Below are 17,272 nucleotides of genomic sequence, written 5' to 3'. Positions count from 1 at the left end.
TGATTTGCCTTTTGAACCAGTGAGCCCATCAAACTACCCGATGATCGCGATCCCGGAAGGAGAGGAGGAGCTTCGGGACGATCGAATCCAAAAAAGCTGGCGCGTACAGCTGAAGCCATTTTTGCTAGCCGCCTATCCCGTAACCGCAGGGCTGTACGAAGCGGTGAGCCTTCGTCAACCGCACCCGCCTTTCGCTGCCGATTGCAACCGACCCGTCGTGAATACGTCTTGGCTGGAGGCCGTTTCGTTCTGTAACGCCTTCTCGCAGCAAACCGGACTGAACCCGTGCTATACCATAAAGGACGACGACGAAACCGTAACTTGCGATTGGAAGGCAGACGGCTACCGGCTTCCGACGGAGGCGGAATGGCAGTATGCATGCAAAGCTGGGAGCAGCGGGTACCGGTACGGGGAACTCGACAAGATCGCCTGGTATCAGGACAATTCCGGAGGCAGGCTTCAGGAAACGGGAGCGAAACAGCCGAATGCATGGGGACTGTACGACATGCTAGGCAATGTTTGGGAATGGTGCTGGGATGTGTACGATGAGCAGGTATACGGCTCGTACCGGATTTTCCGGGGAGGCAGTTGGGCCGAAGAAGCGCGGGGCTGCGGAGCCACATGCCGCCGCCGCAGCCATCCCACATTCCGCATCGACGATCTGGGATTTCGTCTTGCCCGATCTGTCCGATGAGGCGAAATACGCAGCCTACTCCGATAAGCGAGGTGAGCCCTTATATGCATCAACCGATCCGTTTGGACGAAATCCCCGCTGAAATCATCGAGGAGACGGGGCGCGTAAGCGAAATCCGTTTTCCGAGGCAAGGTTATACGTCCGATGTCGGGATCATCGAAAGTCCGAACGGCCGTTTTCTTCTCAAAAGAACGAAGGGGCAGCGGTATGGTGCATGGCTGGCCCGGGAGCTGCTTGTTCTGCAAAACTTGCGCGGCACGAAGCTGCCCGTTCCGGCCGTTTACCGATCCGTAGAACATGGGGATCAGCTATGGACGCTCATCCAGTACGTCGAAGGCGAGACGGTGCGAAGCGCGCTGCTCGGCGAAACGAAACCAGATAAAAGGCATGAAATCATATACCATTTCGGAGCGGCTCTGGCAAACATTCATGCGACCCCGTGCCCCGTTTCGCTAAAGGGCGCTTCCGACTGGCTCGACGACATGCTGCTTCGCGCAAACTATAATCTTCGCCATTATACCGTCGATGGCACGCCCGAGCTGCTTGACCGAATCACGAACAACAAACCCGTGCCGGTCCAAAACACGCTGATCCACGGCGATTACACGATTGATAATGTGCTCGTTCGTGAAGGGAACGTAACAGCTGTCATCGATTGGAGCGGAGGCAGCTTCGGAGACCCTAGATACGATGCAGCGCTCGCGATTCGTCCGAAGCCCCATGCTTTCCAAGTTCCTGAGGAAGCTGACATTTTCTTTGCCGGTTACGGCGCCAAGATTTTAAATGAACAGGAGTACGCCTACTTCAAGGACGGGCTTAACGAGTTTTTCTGAGGAAGCGGGTACAGTGTTCTGGCGGGCATTCTGTCCATAGTTGGCGTTTGCATAGCGGTCTTTTGAGCCTCTTATTTTTTGAGGGAATAGTCTTTTTTGAAAAATAGAGTGTTTTGAGGACTCTTATTCCAACCGTAATAGCCGAGTAGATCGATCTCGACACTAATTAAGAGCCCCAACAAGCTGCTATTCCCGAGCATTTCCCAAACCAAACAGTTATAACAGGCTCAAAGACTTCTATTGCTCCCGCACAACTTGCTCGCCCCTAATACTGCCGCAACAAAAAAAGGGACAAGCCGCTTGACGCGACCTGCCCTTCTCTCACGATCCGGCTCCTCTTACACCGGCCAGCCTTCCTTCTTGTACGCCATATCCCAGAACATGTACTCGTACCGGCTGCTGATCATAAATTGCTCCAGCATCCGCTCCCGGTCCGCTTCCGTGACCGTTTCCGCAATCGCGTCGAGCCGGTCGATCTGCTCCTGCACGAGCTCGCGGAACCATTCGCCTCCGTAAGCGGCGATCCATTCCCGGTAGATCGGCTCTTCGGGCGTTGCTCCCTGCAGCCTTTCGCCAATTTCGAAGTACAGCCAGTAGCATGGCAGAATCGCGGCCACAATATCGCCCAAATGTCCCGTGTAAGCCGCGCGGATCAAATGCGACGTATACGCATAGGCGGTCGGCGCAGGCCGGAACGAACGGCGCTCCTGCTCCGTAATCCCGAGCATGCCGGAAAACTTCTCGTGCAGCGACAGCTCGGCCCCGTACGTTCCCTGCACGTGAGCGGCCATCCGGTTCGCCGTATGCAGGTCGGTAGCTTTGGCTGCGCCAAGCGCCTGCACCTGAGCGAAGCACGACAAGTAATAAGCGTCGTTCAGTACATAATGCTTGAAGCGGTCGAGCGGCAAACTGCCGTCCGCGATCCCCGTGACGAACGGATGAGCGAAGCTGGCCTCCCAGCTCGCATTCGCGGCTGCCCGCACCCGTTTGGAAAATAACATAAGTAAAGTCTCCTCTCCCTATCCATACTCATCTGCTATAAACGCTATCGGACATCGGTAATATCGAAATACGGCAGCAGCACGCCGCCCGCAAAAGCCGCCGCGCCCAGCGCGAGCAGCCCGGCAACGAGAACCGCGTCCGCCGCCGAAAAGCCGATCTTGTAATAATACGTGCGCCGTCCCCGCCCGTCGAACCGCTTCGCTTCCATCGCCACCGCGATCCTCTGGGCACGGCGGATGCTTTGCGCCAGCATCGGCACGGCGTAAGCTTTCACTTTCCTGTATAGGCCTCCAAGCCCTTTCTCTCGGGCCACGCCTCTTACTGCCAGCGCATGGCGAAGCGTCTGGAACTCCTCGATCATGATCGGCAGCAGCCGCATCACCGCCATGAAGCTGTACGCGTACTTCGGCGGCACCTTGCACTGCTGCATCAGCGAATAGAACAAGTACACCGGCCGCGTCGTCAGCGCGAACAGCAGCCCGATGAAGGCGAAGCATAACGACTTGAGTCCGACCTGCATCCCGCGGAAAAAGCTCTCTTTCGTAATATGGACGATACCCCAGTCGAACCAGACCGTCTCGCCCTTGCCGTAAAAAATCATCGACGTCGACGAGGAAACGAACAGCACAAGCGCCGGCAGCGCGTACAGCGCCAGCCGTTTGGCCGGGTGGCCGCTGCACGCGAACAGCGCGAGCAGCGCCACGGCGCATAAATTGATCATGACGCTCGGATTATGCGTAAACAGCACGACGAAAAACAATACAAGACTAAACGCCAGCTTCAAGGAAGGGTTGACCCGGTGCAGCCACGTTTCCCGGTACGAAAACTCAAAGTTCATCGTCTAAACTTCCTCCCGTCCCGGCGTTCGTCTGCCGCCTGCCCCTGCGAAAGCGGCTTCCGGTTCCGCCGGCCGAGCGAACGGCCTGTCATCCGGCTCTGTCTCGGCCGAGGCCGCCTGCCAATCCTGCGGGGTCAGGTCCGCCTGAAGCTCCCCGCCCCGGACAACCCATACGCGCGTGGCGAACCGCTTCACGATATCGGGATCGTGGGTCACCATCACGATTGCCGTTCCTTGACGGCGCCAAGCTTCGAGCCGTTCGAGCAAAGCGAACGTGTTTTTCGCGTCCTGCCCGAACGTCGGCTCGTCAAGCAGCAAAATGCGCTGCTCCTTCACGATCGCCGAAGCGACGCTGAGCCGCCGTTTTTGTCCGAGCGACAGCTGGAACGGATGATTGTCCTGCCGCTCGGCCAGCTCGAACTCAGCCAGCAGCCCGTTCGTCTTCGCCCGGACTTCGTCTTCGCTCCTGCCTTCCCGGCGCAGCGAGAAAGCGACCTCGTCGTAGACGGAGTTCGTGACGAACTGAAACTCCGGGTTTTGAAAAACGAAGGCGATCTCGCCCGACAGCTCCCGGTATTCCGCCGCCGGCCGCTCCAGCAGCTTGTAACCGCCCGACGTTGCGAGCAGCCGCATCAGCCCGAGCAGCAGCGTGCTTTTGCCCGCTCCGTTCGGCCCGACGACAGCGATCCACTCGCCTGCGGATACGATCGCTCCGCGAATGCGCAGCTTCTCTTCCTTCCCGCGGCGAACGGCAAAATCGCTCAGCTCGATCCGTTTCGTCCGTTCGCCCGGCAGCGGAAGCGGCGGAGTGTAGCGGCCGCTATTCGCATAGTCGTCCCATACGCCCGGATACCAGATGCCATCCCCCGCAAGTCGATCGCGATGCTCAGCAAACAGCTCGCCTGGCAAACCGTCGGCTATAATCTCGCCGGACTTGTTAAACAGCACGACCCGGTCTACATAGTCCAGCACGTGCTCGATCTTGTGCTCCACGATGATAACCGTGCGTCCTTCCCCGGCGCTGCGGATCGTCTCCCACACCTGCCCCGTCCCTTCCGGGTCGAGCAGCGCCGTCGGTTCGTCGACAAACAGCACGTCCGGCTCCAGCGCAAGCGCTCCGGCAATCGCCAGCCGCTGCTTCATCCCTTGCGACAACGAGGCGATCGGCGTATGAAGCCGCTCAAGCTTCAAACCTACCTGGGCAAGCAGCCGTTCCATGCGCTCCGGCATCTCCTCGCGGGGAACGAGCAGATTTTCCAGTACGAAAGCCAGCTCTTCATCCACATACGGCATGCAAAACTGCGTATCCGGATCTTGAAACACATACGCCGCGCTTTCGGGAACGACGATCGAATCGGCCGCTACGGGCACGTCGACGGCGTTCGGAATAAGCCCGGTTAATACTTGCAGCAGCGTCGATTTGCCGCAGCCGCTCGGTCCCAGCAGCAGCACCCGTTCTCCCCGCATCACCTGAAGCGACAAATCGCGAAAAGTCAAGGAAGGAGCGCCGGGAAACTTCAATCTCAGCTTTACGACTCCCGCCGCAACATCCATGCCGGATCACCCCCGATGTATCGTATCGTCGTGCAAGGAACGCCGGTCCGCCTCCGATACCGGTCGGACGATCCGCGTTACGCCGGTCGCTTCCAGCGCTTTGACCAAGTAGTAAGCAACCATTCCCGTTATAACGACGCAGCTGATCAGCCGGAAAACAAAATACAAGGTCAAGTTCCATCCGGCAAGCTCGACCAGGTAGCCTTTGTACCAGTCCATCGCCAGCGAACCAAGCCCCGAACCGATTCCGGCGAGACAAGTGACGATCAGCGAGTACGAGCGGTAGGCGAACAAGGCAAATATAATTTCCGCGCCCAGCCCTTGCATAATGCCGTACGTGAGCGAGTCGATGCTGTACTGCGAGCCGGTCAGCATTTCGAACACCGCGGCGGCCACTTCCGCGAGCAGTGCGACACCGGGCTTGCGGATAATGAGAAACGCCACCGTTGAGGCGATAAACCACATCCCGTACGATAGCTGCTCCGCTTGCAGCCCGGCGATTTTGAACAGATCGTACACCGGTCCCCATATCCGGTAAATGAGCCCGAAGACGACCGCGATGACGACCGTTACTAGAATATCGGTCAATTTTAGTCCCTTCGAAGCTTTTGGAGCCATAACCATATCCGATCCTCTCCTGTTCTTACGAATATGTCCCAGGTTCCTCCTCGTCCTTCTCGAAAGCGAGCACAAAAAAGCCCACCCCCATAGAGGGTGGACGCGCATTCGAATGTTGTAGCATCGAACGATTCGTGTGTCCCACTTCCCTACGCTGGCATCATCCAGATCAGGTTCGAAGGGTCTAGAATGCGTGAGCATCCAATCTCAGCCCGGCGGGCTCCCCTAGTGACAACTCTATATTAACATGATTCGTTCTTTTGTCAATGCCGTGCGGGACGTAAAAACCGCCGACCAATGGCAAGCGGAAAATCGTGACAAGCTATTGTAATGTATGTTACAATTTATGCAGCAATTTCCTCAGGTATCCCGGTACATGGAAGGTACGGAGTCGTATATCGAAGGAGCCGCGAGACATGGAAGACCTCGTTCGACTGAAGCAGACGATGCTGAACATCACGCACGAACTGTTATCCGGATGCCGCTTCTGTGTGCAGATTGCCTCCGACTGCGATGATAGAACACCTGTACACTGCGTCAAATATTCCGGCTGCGCCATTCCGGTGCAGATCAATGCGGCGACCTGCCTATCCTGTCAGGAGTACAAAAAAAACGCAAAGCGGCAGGAGAAACCGGAGATCGCGACAAGCAGCTGACCGAGCTGCTTTTTTTGTTGCCCCTTTCCTTCGGAAGAGCGTCCTTCCTGCAGTTTCGGGAATTTGACAAGAGCCTTCCGTTCCGCTGCGTTACTTCCGCCGCCGTCAGCGCGTCCGCTCCTATAGCCCAGCACCGCCTCGGTACCATCCAAACGGAGAGCTTGGCACGTTGGAATCGTTGTTGCGCTCGCGTCCTTTCTATGTCAAGATAAGATGAAGTGCGTTTTGAGTTAATCGAGTCGCTGCTCGCTCCGGTACGGAAAGCCGCATTTGCTTGATCGAAACGATACACCTATTTGGCAAGGGGCAAAAACGATAATGAAACCACTATTTCGATTGCTCACTGAGCTTTCTTCGCGTAAATGGATCTCGCGCCTGACCGGAGCCTTCGCCAGATCGGAGGCGAGCCGACTGCTGATTCCGCAGTTTGCCAAATCGTACGGCATCCGGACCGAAGACGCGGAGAAGACGATCGGCGAGTATCGGACGCTGAACGAGTTTTTCACCCGGAGGCTGAAGCCCGGCCTGCGCCCTTTCGACGATAATCCCGAATCGCTGCTCAGTCCGGTCGACGCGCTGATTACCGGTATGGGGAAAATCGAGAAAGGCACGATGCTGAACGTCAAAGGACAGGATTATACTGTGGACGAGCTGCTCAATCGTTCGCCGCGAATAGTCAGCTACCGCTGCGGCTTTTTCTTCGTCCTGTATTTGAGCCCGACCGACTACCACCGGATTCACGTCCCGGCAACCGGCACGATTGTGGAGAAGGAGCATGTGAAGGGCAAAGTATACCCGGTCAACGACTTCGGGCTGCGTCAGATGAAACGGGTGCTCAGCCGGAACGAGCGGCTTATTACGTATATCGATCACGAGCACGGAGAGATTGCCGTCGTCAAAGTCGGCGCGATGAACGTCAGCAGCATTCGTTATGTCGAACCGCTACCCGAGCGCGTCGAGCGCGGCGGCGACCTGGCCTACTTCGAGTTCGGCTCGACCGTCGTGCTGCTCACGGAAACCGGTATTTTCGACCCGCGACCGGATTTGACCGTCGGCAGCAAGGTGAAGATGGGCGAATCGCTCGGCACGCTGCACGGCAAATAATTAGGAACCCCCAGTTCGATGGAACTGGGGGTTTTCGGCGCTACAAGTAACTCTGCTCGTAAAACTTCCCTTTGACCCGGATCACGAGGCTGGCGGAGCCGCCGGTTTCGCTTGGCAATATCGCCGGCAAAGACGGAGCCGGCCCCGCGCCGCTGCGCAGCTCGATCTTCAAAGCAGCCGAGTAACCGGCCATCCGGTAAGGAACCGCTTGAGCCGAATAAGCGGCCGGTCTGGCCCACAGCTCCGAATTCGACGCCCGCGATTCGGCAATCGCGACTTCAACCTCCTGGTAATCCGCGTTATTGTCAATCGCCGCGCACGTATACAGATTGTATTTCGCCTGAAACGCCTTTTCGCCCAAATACAGACCGCGTGAGAAATCGTCGTTCGCGCCGGACGTTGGCGTCGGCGTCGGAGCCCACTGCGTGTAGCCCCAGCCTCCTTCCAAGATCGCCAAGCGGAACAGCGCCTCGACATGCTCCGACCGGGCACCCGCCTGAAGCGCAAACGGCCTCGTCAGCCGATGTTCGATTACGCCGCCGTTGTTGCGAAGCTCGATCTGGAATTGGTAGTCCTGCAGATGAATATGGCCAAGCCTGCGCATCGGCGGAACGATATAGGCGCCCTGACAGCTTTCGATTTCGCGATACGCCGGATCGGTCCGGTTATACGGAAATTCGCAGGCGATCAGCCTCGGCATAGCCGTATAAGAGCTAGCGCGGATCGGTCCGCTCTCGGCACGGCAGTTCACAAATGTGGGCCGGATCACCCGGTTGAGCTTGATCGATGCGCTCTCCCTCGTTTGGATCGAGCAGTTGACGAATCTCGGGTTGTTGATCCGGTAAGGCGTTCCGCTGCCGATAAAACCGTCGATCATAATCGGAACGCTGTCCGGTTGAAGCCGGCTCTGCCAGCCGGATACAAAACCGTTGGAATGATGGTCGGTACCGGAGAAGAAGCAGCCGGACACGAGCAGATGGGAAAGCCCGAACTGCCCTTCCGTCAACGCATCGCCTGCGGGCGGCGTATAACCGGTTTCGTCGGGCGGATTCCCTTCGTCCCCTCCAAGCACCGCCATGCCGATTTTGCCTTGAAACAAACAGTCCGTAACCGTCGCATACTCGATCGCCCCGTATTCGCCCGTTTCCGCGAGTCGGCCGGAAGCGTCCAGATACAGTCCGGCCTTCTGCCAATAGCCGACGACCGAGACGCGGTTCAGCTTGACGTGATCGGCATTGTCTATCCACAGGCCGACATCGAACATGGCGTGCTCGTCCGTGAGCGGCGTCGTAATCGCCCCGGCTTCGTCCCGGATTCGGAAATGGGATAATAGTTTCAGATCGGAAAGCTGCGTTCCGTCGGCGTCGCTCTCGAACCGGACGGCACAGGTGAAGCTTTGAAATTCGGCGCGGTTGCTGGCGTACGTCTGCGAGCCGTTTCCGTAAAAAGCGAGCACGGTACCGCATTCCATATCCAGGATGCTGTTCGGCAGCTCGTTCCGGCGTTGTCCGAATGCGTACCAGGACGAATTGCCCGAGCCGCGAACGAACGTATTCCGCGGAATCGTGATCGTATCGGTGAGCTTGAAGACGCCGGGAGGAAGGAGAAGCGTCTTGCCTCGCGCCGCCGCAAGCGCGGCCCGGATCGCTAGCGTATCGTCGGTCGCGCCGTCTCCTTTGGCCCCGAACCACTTCACATGCAGATTACCGTCGTACAGCCTCTTGAAGCGGGCTCCCGAGCTCGAGACGAGCACCGTTCCCGTATTGTCGGGCGTTAACCCGTCGGCGGCATCGTAGTGGAACGGCCCCTCCATGCCCGGATCGGTCACATAATACACGCCGTCCTCCACCGGGCTGCTTTCCGCCCGCAGATCGGCGACCGCCGCTGCCCGGACGTACTCCGCTTCCTTAGGCGGCTTATGACCGGGCCTCCCTTTCCCGTATACAGCTTCGCTCACGGAATCGGTGTGCGGGCGATTGCCGTCGCCCAGCGCAGCGCCAATCCGAACCGATAGTACGCTGTCGGCTGCATTAGCGGCGCCTGCCGCGCCGAAGGCGGCAAGAAGCTTCCGGCGGCTCAGCAAGTTGTCCCCGCCCTCTGCACTCCCGCTCCCGTCGTCGTTACCCTTGCTTCCGCTTTCGCCATCACGCTGCGACTTCATCGGCTTCTCCTCCTCGCCTCGGCTTTTATTTGCTCTTCTCTTCCTGAACCATCTTCTCGATTTTCTCGTCTACGTCGCGCAGCGTCGAATTGAGGTCGACCTGTCCCGTAAAAAAGCTCTGCATCGAACCGTTGACGAAATTAAACGCCTTCTGATCCCATTTCGTACGTTTATACGGATCGGCGACGCGAGTCGCATAGATCGCATTCAAATCGATCCCGCTTGCGATCGGATTGCCCTCGAACAGCTTGCCGCGCACGTCCGGGCTGACGAGCGGCGTCACGAACCCTTGGCGTCCGAGCTCCTTCTGCACTTCGTCCGAAGTGTAGGCAACCAGAATTCGCAGCGCGAGCTCCTGATGCTTAGACGTCTTCGAGATGGCCAGCCCGCCGCCGAATAGTCCCGTTCCGACGCCGGGTTTGTTCGGAAATACCGGATAGGTCGAAATGCCGAACTTGAGTCCGCTTTGCACCGCCTGCACGAAATCAGGGTCGGTCAGCATAATGATGTGCGGATACATCGCCAGCGTCTTCGTCTCCAGAAACGCCTTGCGGCCGTCCCCGTGTTTCGCCCCTTCCGGGAAATTGCCGGGTACGCCGTAGATGTCGGCATACGTCTGGTACAGCGTCTTCCACCCCGGCGTCGAGCCGACGAGCGACTTCCCGGTTTGGATGTCGATGAAAGGAAGCGACAGCTGCTTCTGCATCCGATTGACGTTCAGCCCGGCATCGAGTCCCCGGTAAGCGATCCCTTGCTCGGTACGGGACAACCTTTTGGCCAGCTCGATCAAGTCCGTCCAGGTGCTGTTCGCTTTCGGATACGGAACCCCGAACTTGTCGAACAAGTCTTTGTTGTAGTGCAGCACGAACGGCTGAACGACGAACGGGAGCATGAGCAGCTCGTTATTGCCTACGGAATAGGAGCGAATATCTTGCACGACGTACGAATCGAACCGGTTCAAGTCGATCTTATGCTTTTGCACGAGCGGGTCGAGGTTCAGCGGCAGGTCGACCTCCGTGATTTCCTCCAGATTGGTGATGCCCTGATCGATCAGATCCAGCGGAGAGGAAGCGAGCAGGTCTTGCAGCTTAATGTCATAGCCGACCCGGGTAAACGTAACGTTCGGAAACAGTTTCTTCAGCGGATTGCGAATCCGCTGTGTAAAAGCTTCCTCGGTCATTCCCGTGCGAATGCGGATTTCGGCCGTTTCGTCCGAGCCTCGCTGCAGGTCCGCCGCCGTCTGGACCGATGCTTGCTGCGGCTCCGATGCCGTTTCGGTGCCGATCTTCGAATTGGACGAGCAGCCAGCGACAACCGCAGTCAGCAAGGCCGCGGCCGACGTTGTTTTCAGCCATGTTACACTCATGGACATATCCCCCTTTGTTGTTCTTTTATATGTAACATCGTTCTTTATTATAGATACAAAGTAACCCAACAGCTGCTCAATACGCCAAATCGCGAAAACCGCGAATGCGATGAAACGTAATCAAGTTGCCGTTATGCGCGCTCGCCGCCCGTTCGTCGCCGGACCGGCTAAGCACAAGAAGATCGTTCCCGCTTATGGCCATGCTCGCATAATGGCGCGACTGCTTCGGCGACGGTCCGGCGCATACGAGGCCGGCGAAGCACCAGTCGATGCAGTTTTTCGAAAAATGCAGCTGGAGCCGATGCCGCTCGTTGTTCGGCAGATCGAACCGTTCCTTCGGCAGCCGGTCCGGGCGCGTCATACTGTCCGTCGATTGCGACGATAGCAGCCAGTACAGCTTCGTTACGCCGTCGTACACGATATGGAACTTCATCTGCCCGCCCGGACACGGCACGAAAGCGATCTGCTTGCCGGAAGGCGCCGTTTCCAGCGTCGTAACCATACGACCGTCTTCCTCCTCGACGACCTTCGCTATCCCCGCATAGCCCGTGCCTCCCGTATGCGCTCTCATCCAGAGATGAAACGTGCGTCCCGCCGGGTCGTACCAGAGGTGGTCGGGATCGACGAACTGCACGACATTCGTCTCCAACCAGCCGACCGGCGCACAGTTGATCTGCCCCCTCCGGTGGTCCCGCATTTCCGTGAAAAATGGAACGCCGAAATAATCGAGCTTCTCCGACGGAATCGCATCGCGCGCCGTCAGCCGGGTCGCATACGACCAGCTTGCGGGATCGAGCAGGTCGGACTGTTCGCCGGCCCGCATAAGCACCGGCTCCATGCAACTGACCGGCCAAAAGTGCGATTGATCGCCATCCCGAATATTTTCCATAACCAAGTAGATGTTGCCCCTCGCATAGTGGACATTGCAGGGAGCTTGATGCCAGTCGCCTTCCGCCGTCAATACGACCGGTTCGGTCCAAGTTTCTCCGCCGTCATCGGAACGGATAATTTGAATATCGACGCAATGTCCGAGCACATACAACGAACCGCCCGCCAAAAAAGGCCTCGCATGCATAAACGGAAAGTCGGCGGTAAACCTCCACATCGCCCCGTCGTCGTCGGAGATAAACACTTTTCCCTGCGTCACATATCCGTGTCTGGAGCCTTTCGGCCCGTCTTGCTCCCGGACGCCCTTGCCACCCAGATCGATCGTTGCAAGAAGTCTGCCGCTCGGCAAAACGACGATTCCAGGGCTGAAGCCATATAGCTGTCCGGCATCCGGCGATTCGTATACGGTTACGAACGAGTCGGCCAGCGGCCGCACCCGATAGTCGCCGCCTTGCTCGCGCGTTGAATGATAGGTCATTTTCAGCTAAGCCTCCCTAATCTGCTATCCCGCTTGTCATTTCGATCCATAGCCATAAAATTGGTCGTACGCCTTCTGTCTGATTCGCATCAGTTCGCCGAGCCCCATCCGGTTCAGCTCCGCCACATAGTCGTCCCAATCCGCATCCACTCCGCCTTGCACGATCCACTTCGCCTCCATCTGCCGGACGTACTTGTTAATATCCGCCCCGAGAATGCTCACCCGCTTGTTCTGCTCGGCCGTTAAGTAGATGCTCGGATACGTCTCTTCCTCTTTGGCGATATACGGCTTGTAAACCCGGTAAAACTGCTCCCGCAGCTGATCGGTTTCGTGCGGAATGACCTTGCTCATCCACTCCTTCGAAATCATCAGCGGAAGCGTCGTGGACGGAGTAACGCTGCCGATCCAATACACGATATCCGTCCCCGGCGGCGGATACAGCACTTCGATCTTGCCGTCCTCGCGCTCCTTCAGATGTGTGCCGAACGGGCCTTGCTGAAATTCCAGCACCGACTTCGGCTCGTTCATAACGTCTACCAGACGCATCGTCGCTTCCGGGTATCGGTTTGCGGAGGTGATCGAGAAATAGTTCGGAATGATCCGATTGTCCTGACGCCTCCATACGCGGTCTCCGTGCGGGCCTTGCAGCGGCGGCATCGGAACGTACGTCTTCAGCCGGTCCCAGTCCAGCTCGAAGGTGCCGTTGAACGAAGCGAGCACGCCGACGATCGGCACGTCGTTTTTCGTTTTGGACAATAGCTGCTTCGTGTCCTGCGTGAACGTTTCCGGATCGAGCAAGCCTTCGGCATACAGCCTGTGCAGGAAACGGATCGCTTCCTTGTACCGCTCCCCAGTCGCCTCGAACTTGACTTGCCGATCCTGTACGTACAGATACGAAACCGCATCGATAACGCCGAAGGCGCCGAACAATTCATAATAACCGTTCGTCGTCACATTGTACCGGAAGGTGGCGGGAATTTCGTCGGCTGCTCCGTTGCCGTTCGGATCGCGCTCTTTAAACGCTTTCAATACGTCGTAAAATTGCTCCGTCGTCTCCGGCATTCGCAAGCCAAGCGTATCCAGCCACGTTTGGTTGATCAGAAACGTGTTGCGGTATTCGAAAAAATCCTGATCCTTAAACCACGGCAGCGAATAAATGTGTCCGTCGGGAGCCGTAGCCGTTCTTCTCACCTGCGGATATTCGTCGAAAATGCGGCTAATGTTCGGCGCATACCGCTCGATCAGATCTTCGAGCGGAATAAGCGTTCCCTGGGAGCCGTACTTGACGACATCTTGCGAACCGAGTCCGTAGAAGAAGGCGTCCGGCAGTTCCCCGGAGGCCAGCATCAGGTTGATCCGATCTTTGAACCCCTCTACCGGTATTTGCTTCCATTCGATGTCGATATTCGTTTTTTGCTCCAGCCGCTTCAGTGTGATCATGTCGTCCAGATCGTTGAAGTACGGCTGCTTCACCATCGGAATCCGCAGCATGATCGTCCGGTCCGTAATCGGCAATCCGTTCGGACGAACCGCCACCGCCGCCGGGCTTCCGTCAGGTTGTGCGCCGGTATCGGCCTCGCAGCCTGCAAGCCATAGGAGCGCCGCCGCCGTCACGATTTTTTTCATAGTCCGTCATCCTCCCAGGCAGCAGCTTTCGCGGTGTCACCCCCTCTCGAGCAACACCATAATACAAAGGGGCGATTGGCGTAAATATTCGGTTTCTGCGCCCCTTAGCCGATCCTTACATACCGCAGCTGCGGCATATTGACCGTTTCTGAACCGGTTCACCGTTTGTTACATGGACGGCTTCTTATGATGGGTGCGGAATTCGCCGGGCGTCATCCCTTCGATTTCCTTGAATTTGCGAATAAAACCTGGCACGCTGCCGAAGCCGATCTGGCCGGCGAGCTGCTGCATATTGTCGGTCCCTTCCAGCAGCAGCCGCTTCGCCTTCTCCATGCGCACGCTCGTTACGTACTGCAGAATCGTTTGGCCGGTCTGATCCTTGAAGTAACGGCTCAAATACGAGGCGGACACATGCAGATCGTCGGCCATCGTCTGCACGGAGAAATGATACGATGCATAATGCCGGCCGATATAGTCGACGATTTGGTCGCGAAGCCGGTAATTCGCGCTTTCTTTTTGCTCGCGAAGGATGGTGCATAGATCGTCGCTGATCGTACGGACAAGTCCGACAAGCTCCTCGACCGTCTCGAATTCCGTTAACGACATGACGTCCGGATACATCTTCTGCCGTTCGCTCGGCTGCACATTCATTTCGTAATGAATCGAAACGATGACGCGGATCAGGTCGAAGCAGATGCACCTGGCCATAAACAGCGGAACGACGTTCTCCGTTATCGAGGCAATGATCGCATCGAGCTGCGCCTCCACCTCGCTCGTATCGCCTTGGATCATGAGCAGCCTCAGCCGGTTCCAGTCGCCGACCGAATGCCCGCTCTGTGCGGCAGATGCGCCGGCAACTTCCTTGAAAAGAATCAGCTCCCCATGTCCTTTAATGAGCCTGTAGTCTACAGCCCCGGTCGCTTCTATGTACGATTTGCCGATTTCACCCGCTTCGGCGTACGGGTGGCCTACGCCGATCGTGACGTTCCAGCCCCGGGTTCGCACAAAAAAACGCTGAATGGACGACAGCACGGCGGTTAACGCAGCGTCCTCCCGCGAATCGACTCCTATGATAAAAATAAGCTTGTTCCCTTCGAGGCTGTCCATCCCGTATCCTTCGAACGAAGCACGCTGCGCTTGGAGGCTTGCGCCCGGCTCCGCTTCTCCTTCGGTCAGAAGCTTCTCGATTTCGCTGACAATCGTTTCGCTTAACGCGTTCGGGATCTTATCCTTCCGGGAGAAGGCGAAAATAACGACCCGGAACAGCTTGTTCCCAAACCGAATATCGGCGCTATCCCCCTTTTCGTTGAACGTACGGATATCATGAAATTCTCCCTTCAGCAGCCCGGACAGCAAATACGATTTCAGTGCCGGCTTGCTGCTGTCTAGCTTGCGGTGCAGTTCTTCGTTATTATCCGATATGTAGCGGAAGGCCGAACGGATCGACTCCAGCTCGTTCGTATTGCGGAAGGCCCGATTCAGCTTGCTCTCTACAAAATACTTCAGCTTGCGAATCGGCGCATAGTTGAGCGTCATGACGTACATAATCGCCCCGCCGCCTAACAGCAGCAGCAGCAAAAGGCTGTACATCGCTCTCGTTTGGATCAGCTGCACGCTGTTCATCGCCGTACTTTTGTTAACGAGCGAGAGGTACGTCCAGCCGGAAGCTTCAGATTTCACGTAGCCGGCCAAATAGTCGCTGCCCTCGAAGCCGATCGTCCCCGAACCGCTTCCGCCCTTCGTCCGGATCGTCTCGATCCAGCTGCCGAGTGAATCTGCCGATACGGGAGCAAGCGATGTAATTACTTCATTCCGTTCGTTCAGTATGATCGCATTGCCTCCCTCGTCCCCGAACGTCGTTACAATCATCTCGTTGATCGTTTTCGCCTTCATCTGGAACAGAACGGTACCGTAAGGAGACGATTCCCGATAAGGGATCGGCACGATATAAGTGATGAACTTCTCCGGATTCGGCACGAACGCGTTCTCGGCGGTTCGCAGCAGCGGCATATCCAGACTGTTGATATCCCGATAAAAATCCGCGGAGCTCCACTTCTCGTAGCGGAATATTTTATCCGGATAGGTCTTCGCGGCAAATACGCTGTAAGGCGAGTACAACTTGTCTCCACCGCGGTAATACAGCAGGATGTCGGATACGAAGGAGTTGGCGCTCGCGTAATTGCGCAGCTCGGATATCGCATTCATCTCGTTGTAGGCGTTCTTGGTGGCGGTATAGGGGGATAAGTGCGGGTTGGCGGCGATATGCACCGCGATGTTGCCCAACTCGCTCAGCTTCGTATCGATCGTATCCTTGACCTGGTTCAGCACCGTCAAGTTGCTGCGAATAATCTCTTCCTTCATTAATTGGAGGAAATACGAATAGGCGACGAACCCGATAACGAGTACGGGCAGCATCAGGATAAGGAGATAAGAGACGATATACTGGTAAAACAACCGTGATGTCGGCTTGAACTTCCTCATGGCGATACCCCTTTAAGACCAAGCTGCAAGCGATTACATGAAAGATACTACAGTTTCTCGTAGGGTGTCAATCCGCGCAAAAAAGCCCGCAAACCATAGGGCTCGCAGACTTCCGCATTAGAAAATAATTTACAAATACTTACAACATAAGGTATACTGAGCATGAAACGAAGGAGGTTTTGCAATTGACTCCGCTTGCGGCGAAACTGCTTCTGCTCCTAACCGCGACAGCCTTGTTTTGGATCGTCAAACGTTTGTTCAAAGGTACATTGAAAGAGGATGTCAGCGCTCAGCTTATCCTGATTGTCGCTGCCACCCCGCTCCTCGGAGCCGCCACCTTGATCGCCATGGTGTATTTGTTCAAGTTTGCCTTTGCGTACGTATAACCGCGTTACGACTTATATCCTCTGCCCGTTATGAGATGCGTCATAACGGGATTTTTCTGCTCGAGCAGCGGGTAGATGCCTTCCGGATAAACCGGCTTGCGCCGCAGTTGGGACAGCGTTCTCCAGACGAGCTTGACCGACGTATGCTCCTTGTGCCACAGCGGCTCGGGGATATCGTTCGTCCCTTTCAGCTCGCTATGATGGATGAGCGTCACCTGATGATGCTCTTTGCCGTAATATTGAAAAAAATGCTCGTTCACGACCAGGAGAGGACCCACGATGACTTCCAGGTCGTATTCCTCCATGAATTCCCGCACGATGGCTTCCGCTGCCGTTTCTCCGTACTCTACCGTTCCGCCGGCAAACCGGTAAAAGGATTCGTCGTCGTCGCACTGCACCAGCACTTGACGCTCTGTTCCGTACCGGGGATCGCCCTCCTCGAAATCGCGAATCATGACCCCGGCCGCTCTAAGTTTCGGATTCATACGTCCCCCTCTCCGCCTCCATCGTTTTGGCGGCAGCTCGTTGTTACAATGTTCATTTATTGTAACCGATCCTATGAAAAAAGGAAAACGTATCCTGCAAAA

General features: G+C 56.7%; 15 protein-coding genes and 1 riboswitch. Of the genes, 5 read left to right on the top strand and 10 right to left on the bottom strand.

Annotated features, from left to right (window positions below; genetic code table 11):
* Nucleotides 1-40: 40 nt before the first annotated feature.
* On the top strand, nucleotides 41-694 hold the full coding sequence (locus D7M11_RS09245; RefSeq protein ID WP_120747037.1) for a formylglycine-generating enzyme family protein: 654 nt from the start codon (nucleotides 41-43) through the stop codon (nucleotides 692-694).
* 44 nt (nucleotides 695-738) lie between these two features.
* Nucleotides 739-1,527 carry a phosphotransferase family protein gene (locus D7M11_RS09240; RefSeq protein ID WP_120746915.1) on the top strand — a complete coding sequence of 263 codons (789 nt, stop codon included), beginning with the start codon at nucleotides 739-741 and terminating at the stop codon, nucleotides 1,525-1,527.
* Nucleotides 1,528-1,865: 338 nt separating this feature from the next.
* Here the strand turns inward: D7M11_RS09240 and tenA are convergent, their stop codons facing one another.
* From tenA to D7M11_RS09220, 4 genes are read right to left on the bottom strand one after another with little or no spacing between them, the layout of a single operon-like run.
* Entirely contained in the window at nucleotides 1,866-2,528 is a 663-nt protein-coding gene (tenA, locus tag D7M11_RS09235) for a thiaminase II (RefSeq protein ID WP_120746914.1), read from the bottom strand.
* Between the two features lie 44 nt (nucleotides 2,529-2,572).
* Complete coding sequence (locus tag D7M11_RS09230) at nucleotides 2,573-3,367, bottom strand: energy-coupling factor transporter transmembrane component T family protein (RefSeq protein ID WP_120746913.1); 795 nt, start codon at nucleotides 3,365-3,367, stop codon at nucleotides 2,573-2,575.
* Nucleotides 3,368-3,370: 3 nt separating this feature from the next.
* Nucleotides 3,371-4,921, bottom strand: coding sequence for an ABC transporter ATP-binding protein (locus D7M11_RS09225; protein WP_120746912.1), 1,551 nt, complete (start codon nucleotides 4,919-4,921; stop codon nucleotides 3,371-3,373).
* 6 nt (nucleotides 4,922-4,927) lie between these two features.
* A complete protein-coding gene (locus D7M11_RS09220) occupies nucleotides 4,928-5,545 on the bottom strand; it encodes an ECF transporter S component (protein ID WP_193556154.1) in 618 nt (205 codons plus the stop codon).
* A gap of 123 nt (nucleotides 5,546-5,668) precedes the next feature.
* Nucleotides 5,669-5,776, bottom strand: a riboswitch (TPP riboswitch).
* A 179-nt stretch (nucleotides 5,777-5,955) separates the two neighbouring features.
* Here D7M11_RS09220 and D7M11_RS09215 point away from each other — a divergent pair.
* Both D7M11_RS09215 and asd read left to right on the top strand, forming a co-directional pair.
* Complete coding sequence (locus D7M11_RS09215) at nucleotides 5,956-6,195, top strand: hypothetical protein (RefSeq protein ID WP_120746911.1); 240 nt, start codon at nucleotides 5,956-5,958, stop codon at nucleotides 6,193-6,195.
* A gap of 318 nt (nucleotides 6,196-6,513) precedes the next feature.
* Entirely contained in the window at nucleotides 6,514-7,299 is a 786-nt protein-coding gene (gene asd, locus D7M11_RS09210) for an archaetidylserine decarboxylase (protein WP_120746910.1), read from the top strand.
* Nucleotides 7,300-7,339: 40 nt separating this feature from the next.
* Here asd and D7M11_RS09205 read toward each other — a convergent pair whose 3' ends face one another.
* The 5 genes from D7M11_RS09205 to D7M11_RS09185 form a co-directional block, all read right to left on the bottom strand.
* Nucleotides 7,340-9,460 (bottom strand): glycosyl hydrolase family 28-related protein, encoded by a 2,121-nt coding sequence (locus tag D7M11_RS09205; RefSeq protein WP_120746909.1) that lies wholly within the window; start codon nucleotides 9,458-9,460, stop codon nucleotides 7,340-7,342.
* A gap of 25 nt (nucleotides 9,461-9,485) precedes the next feature.
* Nucleotides 9,486-10,826 carry an ABC transporter substrate-binding protein gene (locus D7M11_RS09200; protein WP_158606526.1) on the bottom strand — a complete coding sequence of 447 codons (1,341 nt, stop codon included), beginning with the start codon at nucleotides 10,824-10,826 and terminating at the stop codon, nucleotides 9,486-9,488.
* Between the two features lie 76 nt (nucleotides 10,827-10,902).
* A complete protein-coding gene (locus tag D7M11_RS09195) occupies nucleotides 10,903-12,192 on the bottom strand; it encodes a sialidase family protein (protein WP_120746907.1) in 1,290 nt (429 codons plus the stop codon).
* A 36-nt stretch (nucleotides 12,193-12,228) separates the two neighbouring features.
* A complete protein-coding gene (locus D7M11_RS09190; RefSeq protein ID WP_120746906.1) occupies nucleotides 12,229-13,818 on the bottom strand; it encodes an extracellular solute-binding protein in 1,590 nt (529 codons plus the stop codon).
* 168 nt (nucleotides 13,819-13,986) lie between these two features.
* On the bottom strand, nucleotides 13,987-16,299 hold the full coding sequence (locus D7M11_RS09185) for a helix-turn-helix domain-containing protein (RefSeq protein WP_120746905.1): 2,313 nt from the start codon (nucleotides 16,297-16,299) through the stop codon (nucleotides 13,987-13,989).
* 185 nt (nucleotides 16,300-16,484) lie between these two features.
* On the opposite strand from D7M11_RS09185, the gene D7M11_RS09180 reads away from it, so the two are divergent.
* The gene (locus D7M11_RS09180) at nucleotides 16,485-16,685 is read left to right on the top strand and encodes a hypothetical protein (RefSeq protein ID WP_120746904.1); all 201 of its coding nucleotides are present in this window, start codon (nucleotides 16,485-16,487) and stop codon (nucleotides 16,683-16,685) included.
* A gap of 5 nt (nucleotides 16,686-16,690) precedes the next feature.
* Here D7M11_RS09180 and D7M11_RS09175 read toward each other — a convergent pair whose 3' ends face one another.
* Nucleotides 16,691-17,170 (bottom strand): NUDIX hydrolase, encoded by a 480-nt coding sequence (locus D7M11_RS09175; protein ID WP_420817918.1) that lies wholly within the window; start codon nucleotides 17,168-17,170, stop codon nucleotides 16,691-16,693.
* Nucleotides 17,171-17,272: the final 102 nt, after the last annotated feature.

It is taken from the genome of Paenibacillus ginsengarvi (genome assembly GCF_003626695.1).
GTDB classification, from domain to species: Bacteria; Bacillota; Bacilli; order Paenibacillales; family NBRC-103111; genus Paenibacillus_AB; species Paenibacillus_AB ginsengarvi.
This window is presented reverse-complemented; position numbering and strand designations above follow the sequence as displayed.

Coding starts and splice junctions, on each gene's coding strand:
- D7M11_RS09225 (WP_120746912.1), bottom strand. CDS start 4,921: ATGGATGTTGCGGCGGGAGTCGTAAAGCTGAGATTGAAGTTTCCCGGC.
- D7M11_RS09185 (WP_120746905.1), bottom strand. CDS start 16,299: ATGAGGAAGTTCAAGCCGACATCACGGTTGTTTTACCAGTATATCGTC.
- D7M11_RS09190 (WP_120746906.1), bottom strand. CDS start 13,818: ATGAAAAAAATCGTGACGGCGGCGGCGCTCCTATGGCTTGCAGGCTGC.
- tenA (WP_120746914.1), bottom strand. CDS start 2,528: ATGTTATTTTCCAAACGGGTGCGGGCAGCCGCGAATGCGAGCTGGGAG.
- D7M11_RS09205 (WP_120746909.1), bottom strand. CDS start 9,460: ATGAAGTCGCAGCGTGATGGCGAAAGCGGAAGCAAGGGTAACGACGAC.
- asd (WP_120746910.1), top strand. CDS start 6,514: ATGAAACCACTATTTCGATTGCTCACTGAGCTTTCTTCGCGTAAATGG.
- D7M11_RS09245 (WP_120747037.1), top strand. CDS start 41: ATGATCGCGATCCCGGAAGGAGAGGAGGAGCTTCGGGACGATCGAATC.
- D7M11_RS09240 (WP_120746915.1), top strand. CDS start 739: ATGCATCAACCGATCCGTTTGGACGAAATCCCCGCTGAAATCATCGAG.
- D7M11_RS09200 (WP_158606526.1), bottom strand. CDS start 10,826: ATGAGTGTAACATGGCTGAAAACAACGTCGGCCGCGGCCTTGCTGACT.
- D7M11_RS09220 (WP_193556154.1), bottom strand. CDS start 5,545: ATGGTTATGGCTCCAAAAGCTTCGAAGGGACTAAAATTGACCGATATT.
- D7M11_RS09195 (WP_120746907.1), bottom strand. CDS start 12,192: ATGACCTATCATTCAACGCGCGAGCAAGGCGGCGACTATCGGGTGCGG.
- D7M11_RS09175 (WP_420817918.1), bottom strand. CDS start 17,170: ATGAATCCGAAACTTAGAGCGGCCGGGGTCATGATTCGCGATTTCGAG.
- D7M11_RS09230 (WP_120746913.1), bottom strand. CDS start 3,367: ATGAACTTTGAGTTTTCGTACCGGGAAACGTGGCTGCACCGGGTCAAC.
- D7M11_RS09215 (WP_120746911.1), top strand. CDS start 5,956: ATGGAAGACCTCGTTCGACTGAAGCAGACGATGCTGAACATCACGCAC.